Annotated in this window: 11 protein-coding genes; 3 read left to right on the forward strand and 8 right to left on the reverse strand. The window is 45.9% G+C overall.

The features are described 5' to 3' along the window. Positions 1-21 precede the first annotated feature (21 nt). Positions 22-936, forward strand: a complete 915-nt coding sequence (locus tag BMX69_RS12860) for an ABC transporter ATP-binding protein (protein WP_100042550.1) — start codon at positions 22-24, stop codon at positions 934-936. Beyond that, a complete protein-coding gene (locus BMX69_RS12865) occupies positions 933-1790 on the forward strand; it encodes an ABC transporter permease (RefSeq protein ID WP_100042551.1) in 858 nt (285 codons plus the stop codon). The genes BMX69_RS12860 and BMX69_RS12865 overlap by 4 nt, the downstream gene beginning before the upstream one ends. A gap of 338 nt (positions 1791-2128) precedes the next feature. Here BMX69_RS12865 and BMX69_RS12870 read toward each other — a convergent pair whose 3' ends face one another. From BMX69_RS12870 to BMX69_RS12905, 8 genes are all read right to left on the reverse strand, one after another. After that, positions 2129-4504 (reverse strand): glycoside hydrolase family 9 protein, encoded by a 2376-nt coding sequence (locus BMX69_RS12870; RefSeq protein ID WP_100042552.1) that lies wholly within the window; start codon positions 4502-4504, stop codon positions 2129-2131. Positions 4505-4524: 20 nt separating this feature from the next. Beyond that, complete coding sequence (locus BMX69_RS12875) at positions 4525-4986, reverse strand: RidA family protein (protein ID WP_054790900.1); 462 nt, start codon at positions 4984-4986, stop codon at positions 4525-4527. Positions 4987-5061: 75 nt separating this feature from the next. Then, positions 5062-6672, reverse strand: coding sequence for an N-acyl-D-amino-acid deacylase family protein (locus BMX69_RS12880; RefSeq protein WP_100042553.1), 1611 nt, complete (start codon positions 6670-6672; stop codon positions 5062-5064). Continuing rightward, positions 6669-7790 (reverse strand): alanine racemase, encoded by a 1122-nt coding sequence (locus BMX69_RS12885; RefSeq protein ID WP_054790901.1) that lies wholly within the window; start codon positions 7788-7790, stop codon positions 6669-6671. The genes BMX69_RS12880 and BMX69_RS12885 overlap by 4 nt, the downstream gene beginning before the upstream one ends. A gap of 17 nt (positions 7791-7807) precedes the next feature. Then, a complete protein-coding gene (locus tag BMX69_RS12890) occupies positions 7808-10324 on the reverse strand; it encodes a beta-mannosidase (protein ID WP_100042554.1) in 2517 nt (838 codons plus the stop codon). Positions 10325-10339: 15 nt separating this feature from the next. Then, positions 10340-11164: a carbohydrate ABC transporter permease gene (locus BMX69_RS12895; RefSeq protein WP_100042555.1), complete on the reverse strand. Its 825-nt coding sequence runs from the start codon at positions 11162-11164 to the stop codon at positions 10340-10342. 2 nt (positions 11165-11166) lie between these two features. Then, on the reverse strand, positions 11167-12090 hold the full coding sequence (locus BMX69_RS12900) for a carbohydrate ABC transporter permease (protein ID WP_054790921.1): 924 nt from the start codon (positions 12088-12090) through the stop codon (positions 11167-11169). Between the two features lie 81 nt (positions 12091-12171). Beyond that, positions 12172-13515 (reverse strand): ABC transporter substrate-binding protein, encoded by a 1344-nt coding sequence (locus BMX69_RS12905; RefSeq protein WP_054790906.1) that lies wholly within the window; start codon positions 13513-13515, stop codon positions 12172-12174. A 253-nt stretch (positions 13516-13768) separates the two neighbouring features. Here BMX69_RS12905 and BMX69_RS12910 point away from each other — a divergent pair, with 253 nt between their 5' ends. Beyond that, positions 13769-14407, forward strand: coding sequence for a helix-turn-helix transcriptional regulator (locus tag BMX69_RS12910; RefSeq protein WP_100042556.1), 639 nt, complete (start codon positions 13769-13771; stop codon positions 14405-14407). Positions 14408-14421: the final 14 nt, after the last annotated feature.

Consider the following 14421-nt stretch of genomic DNA (forward strand, 5'->3'; position numbering starts at 1 on the left):
AATAAGGGGGGGGATCATGCTATGAACAAAATTATAGAGGTAGTCAACTTAAGAAAAAATTACGGCAAAATAAATGCGGTAAAGGATATCAGTTTTTATGTAGAGCAGGGGAAGCTGTTTTCCTTTCTTGGTCCTAATGGCGCAGGAAAATCCACTACCATTGATATTTTATGTACCTTATTGGATTTTGATAAAGGGAAAATTACCATCAACGGACTTGACCTTCGGCACGATAGTCAGGCTATCCGGGAAATGATCGGTGTAGTATTTCAGGACAGCGTACTGGACACGTTACTCACTGTTAGAGAAAATCTGACCATCCGGGCAGGCCTATACACTTCGGATAAAGCCAGGATAAAAAATGCCGTAAATGAAGCTGTGGTAGCAACAGAATTGAGTGAATTAGCAAACCGGCCTTACGGGAAACTTTCAGGTGGTCAGCGGCGCAGGGCAGACATTGCCCGTGCGCTGATCCATACGCCTCAAATCCTGTTCCTTGACGAGCCTACTACTGGCCTTGATCCACAAACCAGGAAAAGCATTTGGAATACAATCAGACAGCTTCAAAGAAAAACAGGTATGACGGTTTTTCTGACGACCCATTACATGGAGGAAGCCGCTGAATCGGATTATGTGATTGTCATCGATCATGGAAAAATCGCAGCCAAGGGTACACCTGCTGCATTAAAGACTCGGTATACCACAGACACCTTGAGAATGTCCATTCTGAATGAAACAGCCCTGCGGCAAACCTTGGAGGAACTAAAGCTGGATTTCACCGTTTCGGCAGGCGAGCTTGTTGTAAAGCTGCCGGATACTATGGCGGCTATTCCAATATTGGGAAAATGCCAAAGCTATATCAACAGCTTTCAGGTCCTGCAGGGCACTATGGATGAGGCCTTTATCGGCATTACAGGAAAGGAGCTGCGGCAATGAAAGTTTTTATAGAACGTAATTTAAAGTTGTTTTTTCGTGACAGACTTGCAGTATTTTTTTCTCTGATGTCCGTTTTCATTATAATCGGGCTTTACGCATTGTTTTTAGGAGATGTCTGGATGAACGATTCCATGAAGGAACTTAAATACGCCCAGGCTTTGATGAACAGCTGGCTGGTGTCAGGACTTCTTACAGTGACTTCCATTACTACCACAATGGGTGCGTTTGGGATCATGATCGATGATAAAGTCCAAAAAATCAATAAAGATTTTGATTCTTCTCCCATCAAAAGGAGCAGCATAACTGGCGGTTATATTGGAAGCTCCTTTTTTATTGGTGTGATCATGTCTCTTGTTATGGCTGTAGTCGCGGAAATTTATATTGTGCATAGCGGCGGAGAATGGCTTACTCCTATGGCCTGCATCAAGGTCTTTTTATTAATTCTTCTTACGACTTTAACCAATACTTCTCTGGTTTGTTTTGTCGTGTCTTTCTTCAAGAGCCATAGCGCATTCAGCACAGCCAGTTCTATTCTGGGTACTCTGATTGGGTTCCTGACCGGCATATATCTTCCCATAGGAACTTTGCCTGAATCGGTACAAACGGTTATAAAAGCATTTCCAGTTTCCCATGGCGCATCGCTGTTTCGCCAGGTGTTAATGGAGATTCCTATGCGAAACTCCTTTGGCGGAATACCTTCCATCTATTTAGAGGAGTTTAAGGAGTACTTGGGAGTGTCTTTCCGATTTGGAGGGTATGAGGTAACACCGACTACCAGCGTTGTGATCTTACTTTGTACTGCAATTGTGTTTTATAGCCTTTCCCTTTTTAATATACTGAGAAGAAATAGATAGAGTAAGGCAGGGACTTCCGGATGTAGCTCTCCATACCTCTCCCTTCCTCTCTGATTATCATATATTAACCCAAGATGGGAGGAAGGGATAGCCCGACTTATTACTAAGTCCATACACAAAGAAAGAGGAGGCCTCAAAAGCGAATTTCAACTTCATACAATGATAATGCAGATATTGTAATGAGTTTTAAAATCACTTCTGAGACATCCTCCGGAAGTTTTTCCGTTTACACTTCTTTTATTAGCTTTCTTCCATCTATACTGCCAAATCAATTGCCCGCCATTCCGGGACTCTGATCTCCATATAGAAATAACTGGCCGCAAGCAATCGTCTTCTGCTTAAATCAAATCAGCTGCTACCCACATAAAGCGGCCCGGCGGCGTTGTCCACACTTCTCTATAGGTGGCAATATTGGCAGGCGGCCAATAAGGAAGGTCTTCATTCCCTCTGGTCTGAACGCCTACCGGCATCTCTCCAACGGTTTCTCCAAGCAGAGCCGTATATTCCTGGCCGTAATGGTTTCCTTCCCCGTAGATCAGAGACTGGCCGAAGGGGTTCTTTCCAAGGGTCCAGTAAAGCTGCTCTCTGGCAATTTCAATTAACTCCCCATCACTGAAATACGTTCCTATGATGGAAGCTGCTTTTCCCATAGACAGCTGGATCGCCGAATTTCCACGGTAAGAAAACCACACCGGGAATGTTCTTATATAGTATCCGTCTCCCAGATCAATGCCTTGCTTCAGCTGCTCCACGTAATTGACCCGTTCTCTTTCATAATCAACCTTTGGGTGCACCACATGGAAGGCTTCCTGGTCCTCTGCCTCGCTGATGTGATGGATTCCGGCCGGCAGCATGCCATAGGGAGCCGTATATTTCTGAAGGCCTTTTAAATACTCCCCATGGAGCTTTAAGCCTTCTTCCCACACAGTCTTATTTTCATGCTCTGCAAGCGCACCGCATACCTCTGCCAGTGCCATGGCAAAAACCTGATCCCTCGCCTGATGGGAGAAATGGACAATATGGGATTTGCTTTCATCCCTGCAGAAGAATCCCCTCATGGGCAGGTCATTCCTGGTTTCCTGGCAGGAGATCACCTTATCTGCATACTCGGCAGCCTTATCATAAAAATAGCTGTCTCCGGTAATTTTGTATATCCTGGCCGCAGCCCATGCTGCAACAGCATAGTATTGGGAAAGGCTGGAGCCTGCCGTATGTTCCAGTAGATGATACGGTCCTTCCACCCCAACTTCCCGGAACCTCTCATCGGCAAAACGGAAGTCTTCTTTCGCTGCATCTACGCACTTCCATGCCAGCTCCCGGTCCAGTTCCTTAAAGGCTTCTCCGGCACCGGCTTCTACCGCAGCAAAAACAAAGTTTTCAAAGGACCTGTTGTGAACATCTGCTTCACAATCGTCCATATTTCCGATGAAGTTGTCGGTCCACCTGCGGATGGCCGCATGGGATGCACGGTAGCCGTCTCCAAATCGCATACGAAGCACAAAGTCCAGTCCCCAGTTTGCTTCTTCCATCATTCTGCCAAACAACATAGGATCAGAATCCTTCACCTTCCCTGCGGAAGCGATCATGGCATCTAAGATCTCTGCTGTCTGCATGGTCTGCTGGGAAACATCTGCTGCGTCGTGCCAGCCACCTGCATACACCAATTTCACCCCGTTGTGTTCTGCGATCACATCCTGATGGCAGGTTCCATGGCAGTTAGGAACCGGGTAGCCGCACCGCTCACAGTACATGAAATTGGTCAGCTTCCACAGAGTACTTTCCAGGACGTCATTTCCTATGATAAACCGCTCACTTACCGTATTTCCAAACCGGATTCTGTATGTACCTTCGGTTTTTAAGTCCGAGAAATCCAATACCCTGAAGCTTCCCAGGTGGTTTTCCACCTTCTCAATCTGCCCACGGTATACCGCTACTTCCTCTAAACCGTCTTCTTCTTTCACGATTTCAAACTCTTTGGCTGAGGTATTGGCAATTGCTGTTTTTCTCCCGTCTGTAAAGTAACCGGTTGTAGAATATACTACTTCCTCTTCCTCACACTGCCAACCATGAACGACTCCTGGTTTTACCTCCTGAAGCTGGATATCACAGAGTTCAAATCTCATGTCATCGCCAGTGCTCACTTCCTTGCCATAACGGTGAATGTTAAATGAAATTTCCTCGATTGCATCATGGGCAATGGAATCGATCTCCCAGGTACAGGTATTCCATTCATTATTTTTCAGATTGATGGCATTAAAGCCTTCTCTCGAATAGACATCCGGTATCTTGGTTATCCCATTATTGACGAACCCTACACGCACGATTGGACTGTGAAGGCCGGGGCAAATAGGACGGATTTTAAACCATATCCGGTTTCCTTTTCCAAGTTCCAGCCCCTTCACATTCAGCCTTGCAATATAGCTTCCAAAGGTGGCATAAAGTCCTGCTGCCGCATCGTTTGCCCTGACTTCATTATCCGGCCAGTGGTCCGCCCGTGACTTTGTTTCCAGGCACAATATGTTCCCATCCTTTACCTGAACTTCTCCCTCACCGTCAAAGCTCCATGGCTCCAGGCTGGTTCCATCCCATAAATTTACAGAGGACAAAACCGGCTTTTTCAAATGATAGGTCTCCATGCTTTTATCGTACTCCGGTTTTAAAGGGTAATGTACGTATAATGACTCTATTAAATTTTTTTCAAATTGACGATCCATTTTTATCCCTCACCAAAAGATTATTCTTCAATTTCAAATATAGCTTCCGTCTCAACAGGAATATTTCCAGGCAAAACGTTGACGCCTATGGCTGAACGGGCCGGTACATTCTCCTGGCCTAAAAGCTGTAACAGTAATTCACTTCCTCCATTAGCCACAGCCGGCTGCTCATAAAAGGTATCCGCACTTGCCACAAAGGTAAGAATTTTAATTGCACGCTTTACCCGGTTCAAATCCCCGATTTTATCCTGTAACACTGCAAGGACATTTAACATGGCATCTCTGGAAAAGGTTTTTCCTTCTTCTGTGGTAAATTCATTTCCAAGCTTTCCACGAATCCCTTCTTCTCCGATCACCGGCCCGCAGCCTGATATGTATACCAGGTTGTTTCCAAATTCCTGGCACGGGGCATATACTCCTCCTTTAGGCGGAGCTGCCGGGATCTCCAAATTAAGTTCTTTCAGTTTTTCATAAATATTCATGTCTGTTTCCTTCTTTCCTTTTTTTGCCCGGCTTCTCAGGGCATATAAGTATGCCTGGAAGGGGGTTCCTTCTATTTATTTAAAGCCCTTTCTTAACAGCTTCCCACTGGTGCGGTCCACAAGAATGCCGTCTGTCAGCACCTGTTTTCCTCCAACCAGCACCAGGTCCATGCCCGTACACGGGCCATGCTTTCCGGTGTAATCTGCATGATCTAAGAAACTCTCCGGCTGAAATACCAGCACATCTGCCTGGTATCCGGGCCTTAAAAGCCCCCTGTCCTCCAGGCCCATCCGTTTTGCAGGCTGATAGGTCATCTTACTGATGGCCTGCTCCATGGACAGTACCTTTCGCTTTATGACAAAATCATTTAAAAATCTGGCAGTCGTCCCGAGGAGGCGGGGATGGGCGTTCTTTCCGTCACCGCCGTACAGGGAGTCAGAAATCAATAAGGTAAAGGGGAGTCGGGCCACTGCATCCACATCCTGCTGGGACATGCTTAACACAATAATTCCCACTTTTCCATTTTCCTCCACAAGTAAGTCTGCCACAAGATCGGAAGGCTCTTCATATCCCAGCGTTTCCGCCAGCGCTCCGATTGTCTGTCCCTGCATAAATGCATTTTTCTCAAGGGTGACGGAGCTGATGATGATCCGGTCCCAGCCAATGCTTTCCGACATATTATCCCAGCCCTGATGAACCTTATGTAACTCCGAGCGCAGCCTCTGCTTCCCTTTTGTGCCTGATAAGCCTTTTACCAGAGCCTCGAAGGATTCCTCCATAATGGTTGGCGGAAGCAGGGACTGGAGGGTGGTAGAGCCGCCGTCATAGGGATAAAAATCTGCAGTAACATCCTGACCTGATTCCCTGGCCTGTTCAATCCTCTGAATCGCCTCAAATATCTTGCGGTTCCAGTTCTTGATTCCCGTTGATTTCAAATGGCTGATATTTAAGGGAACCCCTGCCTTTGCCGCCACATCGATCACTTCTTCCACCGACTCCACAAGGCTGTCTCCCTCTCCCCGGATATGGGTACAGAGAATGCCGCCATTTCCGGCAACTGCCTTTACAACTGCCGTAAGCTCTTCCCTGTTTGAATAGCATTCCGGCTGATACATGATTCCCAGCGTAATCCCAAAGGCTCCCTGGGCCAATGCATCTTTTACATACTCCTGAGCCTTTTTGAGTTCTTCTTCCGTATATTCCTTGCTTCCAAACCCCTTTAAAGCTACCTTGATGCTGTCTGAAGCCGCAAAAAATCCCATGTTGAGCGGTAGGTCTGCTGCTTCCAGGGCTTTCCTGTAATCTTCATAGGTTTCAAAGGCCAGATCATCAGGAAGTCTTCCGATTACCGGCTCCAGGTAATCATATAATTCCTTCCTCCGCGAAGGAACCGATGGCACGGGTGCAAGTCCGCAGTTTCCCACAAAGGTGGTGGTGATCCCCTGGGCCAGCTCTATTTCCCCAAAATGAGGATTGGTGAAAGGTGCAATGTCGCAATGCCGGTGTATGTCAATGAAACCGGGAGTTACCGCCTTCCCGGAAGCATCGATTACCCGGGCTCCTTCCTGTTCAATATCCGGGGCAATTTCAATAATTTTTTTCCCCTCTATCAGGATATCGCTCTGATACGGCAGTTCTCCGCTTCCGTCATAAATCAGTCCGTTTTTGATCAGAATATAACTCATATCAGCATCCCTCTTGCATCTACTTTTTGTTTTCTGAGAGAACCATTCTCCAGAATGTAAACAGAATTCTGCATATTGACAGCCGTACATACATGAATGGGGATCAGAGACAGAACCTGACCCACATGCAGCCCGGTCTCCCCATTAATGGCCGTGATGATCCCATGTTCTTCATTCATCCGTGACAGCTTAAGATTGTCATCCCCTTCCACCACTGCATATCCGGGATAGTAAAACGGAGGCTGCCCTGGAACCACATCCGTTGGAAAGCACTTGGTTCCTCCGTCCACCACGGCATATTCCGAATGCTGGCAGCTGACTACCGTCGCATAGAACCGGACAGCGATCTCACTGATATCGGCTACCTTTTCTTTGGTCAGCATAAAATCATCAAAAATATAGGTACCAGGGCGGATCTCATTTACCATTCCCGTCTGTGCAACTTTAATACCGGTGGGGGATGAACCAGCGCTGATGTCCTGTATCTCTACTCCCGCATCTTTCAACAGTCTGGCAGTTTCAGCCATCATGTTTCCTTCTTCCTCGGCAGCCAGCAAATTGTCCTCCGTTGGCTTACCGGACAGGATCAGGCTCTTAAACGTAAATATACCTGTAAGGTTTAAATACTTCATCTGCTTAAGAGCAAGAGCCAGCTCCACCGCCCGGTCCATGGGCACTCCCGTGCGTCCGGCTCCCGTATCGATCTCCATACGGACTTCCAGGATCATATCCTGATCAGAAGCTGCCTGATTCAGTGCCTTGGCACCTTCCAGACTGTCAATGGTCAAAATAAGCCTTTTGATCCTTTTTGCCAACGAAATCGCCCTCTGGATACGGAAATTTCCCACCATAGGATAAGCAATGAAAATATCCTCCATGCCTCCGTCAGCCATGACCTCAGCTTCGCTTACCTTGGCACAGGTGATCCCGCTTGCACCGGCCTTCATCTGCATTTCGGCAAATAATGGCATTTTATGGGTCTTGATATGAGGGCGCAGCAGGCAGCCGGCTTGAACCGCTGCTTCCTGCATCCTTCTTATATTTTTTTCCGCCAGATCCACATCAATAACCAGACAGGGTGTCTCTAACTGTTGTATCTGTTCCTGTGTAAGTCCCATCTTTATCTCCTCCCTTCTCAGCTTTCATAACTGTCAGCCACACTCCGCACCACCAGGTTTTCTTTCACCAGGTCTGGGCTCATCTGGTCTTTAAAGTCTTTTTTGCTTACGTGAACCGTAACTCCTTCCGGCGAAGTAATATCAAAAAAGTTATCAGAGAAAATAACGTCAAAATCTTTAAAGTAAAGCTCTACATACTGGCAGAAACAGGAAGCTTTCACCGTAATATCAAAGCTATGCTCTGACTCTGAAACCGAAACATCATAAGCCGGGTCATTATAATCAAAATGCTTTGGTTTTACAAACAGAACCGTCCGTTCCGTAAGAAGTTCTTCTCCCCTGTATAGCCGGAATACAGAAAAAACAGAAGAACAAAGAGCTTCATCATCGGTCCATAGGGAAAAATCTGTTTCCATGCACTTTAACACCGACAACGCAGGCAGTTCCCCTTCCCATGCCTCTTTCCACAACACCCGGAACTTATGATCCTTAAGGAGAATTTCCGCCCTGCACTGCTGTTCCTCCCTGGTATCATTATGAACGTAATAGGAAACATGAGGAGAGAGTTCCTTCTCTTCACCGATGGAAATGGTAAAGGGCGCATAAAACCTGCGTGCTCCGTAATGGAGCGCTTTCCAGCGTCCATAATAGTCAATGCTCGCCCAGGAGGCTACCGGCCAGCAGTCATTAAGCTGCCAGTAGAGAGAACCCATGCATTGCCCCCTCTTTCTTCTCCAATGTTCTACGCCATACTCAATAGCCTTTAACTGAAGAATCTGAGAGATATATGCCAGAGAATCCGTATCCTTGGGATAAAGGAAGTAATCTGCTATGTAGTTTAAAATCTTCCCGTTAGCCGCCGGGTTTTTCTGGTGGGATTCCATGACCCTGCTGAAAATATTCCGGTCCTCCGGCAGGGTAAAGGAGGCTATGGTTTTGCTGTGTGGGAAGGATTGGAAACCGTATTCTGAGCAAAAGCTGAAATCTCCATATTCCGTAAACGGCTTTCCTGAATGCCAGACCTCCCAGTAATGCTGATCCCCCCGGTTGGTCGCGTTGGGATTGTCAAAGGCTCCTCCTGAGGACGGAGAAGATGGCCAGAAAAAGGAAGTGTCATCACAGTCCTTAATTGCCCGGGGAAGAATATATTCAAAGATTTTTGTATAGTCCGCTTTATATCTGGGGTGATGGCCTTTCAGCCTTGCCCACTCATCTGCCCAGCCCCATTCCATTTCATTATTTCCGCACCACAGGGCCAGACAAGCATGGTGCCTTAAACGGCGGACATTGTCCTTTGTTTCTTCTATAATATCCTCTTCAAAAGGTTCGTTTAATGCATAGACATTGCATCCAAACATCAGGTCCTGCCAGATTAATATTCCTTCTTCATCGCATTTATCATAGAAATAGTCATCAGGGTAATAACCTCCGCCCCAGACTCTTAAGCAATTGAAGTTTGCGGCAGCACAGTCTTCGATCAGCCGTGCAGTCCTCTCCTTCGACACCCTTGTTAAAATATTATCTTCCGGGATATAATTCGCTCCCATGGTAAATATTTTTATTCCGTTCACCGTAATGGCAAACTCATTTCCGTATTCATTTTTATCCGTGCTGACGGTCACGGTCCGAAGGCCGATCCGGCACTCATAGGCATCATGACAGGTTCCCGCCTCATCAAGCAGGCGGATATTCACCCTATATAAGGGATGCTCTCCCAAACCGTTGGGCCACCATATCCGGGGCTGTGGTATGGTTTCTTCATACTGCCACTCTCCGCTGTTTCGGACTGTCCTGGATACAAGCCTGCCTTCCGGATCTGTTATTACAGTCTCGGTAAGCCATGTCTGCCTGTTTTCCTGCCTTTCTTCAAAAGAGAGAGGCTGCTTTGTTTTTACTTCAAATTTCAGTCCGACTCTGCCACTGCTCTCATGCTCCTGCCTGATATGGACATCCTGGATTTTTTCTTCGCTGAAATATTCGATGGCTATATCCCGGAAGATTCCCATATCCGGAAGCTGCGGGCCCCAGTCCCATCCAAACATATAATGAGCCTTGCGAAGTGCCGCATTCCCGGGGATACATCCGGTGGAGGCATAGAAGATATCATTTCCCTCATCCTCTTTCCTTACAAAATTCAGCGGGGAGTGAAATAAAACCTCTATCCGGTTTTCTCCTTCCTGCAAAAATTCCTTTACCGGGAAACGGTAAGTTCTGTGCATATCCCTGGTTTCTGCAACCAGACAGCCATTCATACGGATGGAGGCAATGGTATCAATTCCGGCGCAGACAAGTTCTGCATGGGAAAGTTCCAGATCCTCTCCTGACACCGTAAAGCTTCTTTTATAAAGATAATCATTTGCCATTAATTCCCGGACAGCATATTCATTGCATCTCCAATAAGGATCCTCGATCAGCTTATGTTTCAGCATATGGCTGATCACCGTTCCAGGCACTTCTCCCGTGTATACGGCATTGTGGGAGGCTCCTTCGGAATGCCATTCCCAAACTCCATTTAATGATTGTGTTTTTCGCATAGTTTCACCTGCTCATTACGCCTTTAAGCCACTGGTTGCAATTCCTTCCACAAAGTTTTTCTGGAAAACCGCAAAGCATACAATGACCGGAAGAACAAATACAACTGCTGCCGCCATCAGCCTTGACCAGTCTATGGAATACTCACTCATATACTGCTGGAGTCCCAGAGAAAGGGTATACATACCTGGCTTTGTTATAAAAATCAAAGGATACAAATAATCACTCCACGCATCCAAAAAGGCGTATATTCCTATCGTGGTCAAAACCGGTTTGCAAAGAGGAAGTGCAATTTTATAATAACGCTGGAATTCTGTAGCCCCGTCGATTTTCCCCGCCTCAATCAGGCTGTTCGGAATACCTGCAAAAAACTGCCGGACAATAACAATATAATATGCCTTTCCAAAAAATGCAGGCAGGATTAAGGGAACGTATGTATTGGTAAGACCCAGCTTTGAATAAATCTTATATAATGGCACCATAGTGACCGTTATGGGTATCATCATCGTCGCCATGACCAGGCCTGAGATGATGTCTGCACCCTTCCATCTGATTTTCACCAGGGAATATGCAACCATAGGCGTGACCAGAAGCTGCCCTATGAGTGAAATGGCCGTGATAAACACCGTATTTCCCATGTACTTAAAATATGGGATCGCTGCAAAGGCTGCCGGATAGTTTTCTTTCACCCATTCACGGGGAAACAGCCTTACCGGAATGGTGAACGCATCGTTGTTGGTTTTGAACGAAGTGAGCAGCATTACCATAAAGGGTGATATGAAAATCAAAGCCAGCACAGCAACCATAGCAAAAAATAAAACTTTGCTTATATATTTCTTCATCCTTATTCACCTCCGGCATTTTCTGTTGCTTTTCTCGTTACCTTTGTCATAATGACCGTCAGAACAGCAACAACGACAAAGAGCAGCCACGCCATTGCCGAAGCCTTACCCATCTTTAAATAGGTAAATGCATTATGGAATACATACAGCGGATACATGAGAATGGAATTCTCAGGGCCGCCGGCGGCACTTCCGCCTTTTACTCCGGCATTAGCAGTAATAATGATGTATACCTGCTGGAAATACTGGAATGCATTTATGGTGCTTAGTATGGCCTGATACACAAGAACATGAGCAATGCATGGTACCGTTATATAGAAAAATCTGGAAACCTTTCCGGCTCCGTCAATTTCGGCGGATTCATAATAGCTTTTTGGTACAGACTGTAAAGCTGACATGCAGACCAGCATCATGGTTCCGGTGTTCCACGTACCCATGAGGACCAGCGCCCACTTGGTATAATGGGCATCCATAAGCCATGCCGGCCCGCTGATTCCAAACCAGCTTAATACGTTATTGATGTAGCCGTAGGTAGGGTCAAACATCCAGATCCATACCATAGTCGCCGCAACCATTGGGATTACGGAAGGCAGGAAAAATGCTGTCCTGACAAACCCCCGCCCCTTAAAATCGGCGCATACGATGCTGGCCAGAAGCAGCGCTACGAACAGGTTGATGGGCGTAGATACAAAGGCCATAAATAAGGTATTTCCCAAGCTCTTCCAAACAAGGGGATCACTAAAGATGTCTTTAAAATTTTCAAGTCCTACCCACTGCGGAGCTGTTACGGCATTGAACTTTGTAAGGCTGTAATACAGAGAGCTTATCAGTGGATATACACTAAAAGCCAGAAAGCCCAGAATCCACGGAGATGAAAACAGCAGCCCATTTATAAAATCCCGCTGTGTCGCGTTTCGTCCCTTCATTCCTTTTCCCCTCTCAAACATGAAGATCAGGGCACTGCATAATGCAGATTTCTGCCTGCAGCACCCTTTATTAGTGAATTGTTATTTTAAATTTGCGCTTTGTGCTGCAAGAGCTTTCAATGCATCTTCAGGAGTCTTTGACCCTGAGTAGACGGTATCAAGTGCTGCATTGATCATGGATATGTATTCATCATAATCTGCCATTACCGGATACTGAATGCCTTTTTCCTGCTTCAGAGCGTCGATAAATTCTGTAAATCCAGGAACTGCCTTAATATCAGCATCATCGTATAAAGCTTTTACAGCAGGAAGATTTCCGGTTCCAAGATCAATGATCTTAGCGCCTTCCTGACTGCAGAGCCATTTTGTAAAATCCCAGGCTCCATCTTTATTCTTAGCCATTGCCGGTACTGCTACAGAGTCAGTCTCATAGCGGCTGGTTCCTCTCAGCTCCGGATTTGCCTGTGTACCGGGAATCAGGGTAATGCCGTAATCAACGGTGGAATTAAAATTCTTCATCATGGTCGGCAGCCAGGAGCCGTCAAGACGGAACAACTGCTTGCCCTGGAAGAACATATCCTGTTCTGTATAACGGTTTGTATTTGCTGTACCGATAAACCCATCAAGGGCTTTTCCGCCAAACTGATTTCTGTATTTTATGTTCATATTAAGACTGTCTAAAATGCCTGCGTTATCAGGAGTGACATTAGAATCCTCATCCCACCATCTTCCGCCAAAGCCGTAGATCAGCTCCTGTCTGGCAGAGGCATATGGGAATAAGGGATATCCAAGCACCTCAATATTTCCGCTGCCATCTACCTTCGTAGCCTTTACTGCCATCTCATACATCTCTTCCATGGTTTTTGGCGGCTCGGTGTATCCGGCTTCCTTCAACAGTTCCTTGTTGTAATACATCTGAATGGTGTATGCATCAAGGGGAAGGGCATAAATGTTTCTGTCAATGGTATTTGCATTCATAGCCTGCTCTGAATAAATGGAGGAATCAAAGGATTCCTTGTCTGCATATGGCTGCAGATTTTCCAGCAAGCCATTCTTCTGATACTGCACCACGGTCTGGTTGCTTATTTTGATTACATCAGGTGATTCGTTGCTGCTCATAGCTACGATTACTTTCTGGGCATCCGTAACGCTTAACCCTTCCACCTTATAATTGCTTTGGGAAGCATTGTACTCACTGATCGCCTTCTCATAGACAGCCGCTTCATCCCCTGTGTTGTTGTACCAGAAAGTGATCACCTGTGCTTCCTTGTTTTCTGCCGGAGCAGATGTTTCCCCGCTGGTTGTCTCCCCGCCGGCCGCAGTCGTCTGTGCGGTGGTGGCCTGTGTCTGGGAACCGCTTCCGCAGCCTGTGACCGCCATTGCTGCCATACCTGCAGCCATGATAATACCAATTGCTCTTTTCATAAAATACCTCCTTTTAAAAATATGGTTTGAACTTTTTGTTGATTTGCTTTCAACATTTTGTTTAACTCATAATCAATATATACTATACTTCATGTGTTTTGTCAACAATAATCAAGAGATTCTTTTTATTTTTTTGTTTGTTTTTTATAATGTTAGTTTTTTTATTCAACAAATACCGGATTATTGCTGGACTTTATCTCACATTTCATTTATAATTTACTTAGACATTTTGTTGAAAGGATAAAATATTACTATGGGATATGTTTCTGATAACCTGAACCTGTTGTCTGACATTGCAAAATGCATTGCGATGCAATTCGGAGAAAACTGTGAAGTGGTTTTACATGACCTTACCCTGCCATATGACCAGACAATCGTCGCAATCTGGAATGGACATGTGACCGGAAGAAAGGTCGGAGATGGAGGCACCAATGCCGGATTAGAGATTTTAAAGGGATCCGCATCACCGGAAGACCAGTACAGCTATGTTAACGCCACACCTACCGGCCGGATCTTACGTTCTTCCAGCAAGTACTTCCGTGACGAATATGGAAAAGTGAACGGAAGCTTGTGCATTAATTTAGATATTACAGATATGATTAAATGTGAAAACACTTTACGGACCTTTACCTGTTCCAGCTCCCAGGCTCTTACCCAGACTCCTGAACTGTTTGTGGGAAATGTTGATGAACTGCTGGAAATCATGATGAAAGATGCCGTAAACATGACCGGAAAATCCGTGGGGAATTTGACAAAAGAAGAGAAGGTGTCTGTTGTCCACACCTTAGACGACAAGGGATTTTTCCTGATAAAAAAAGCGGCTGAAAAGCTGGCTGATTTTTTGGGATTATCCAGATACAGCATCTATAACTATCTGAACGAAAGCCATTAGATTGCCATGATCGG

The organism is Lacrimispora sphenoides JCM 1415 (assembly GCF_900105615.1).
Classification (GTDB): domain Bacteria; phylum Bacillota; class Clostridia; order Lachnospirales; family Lachnospiraceae; genus Lacrimispora; species Lacrimispora sphenoides.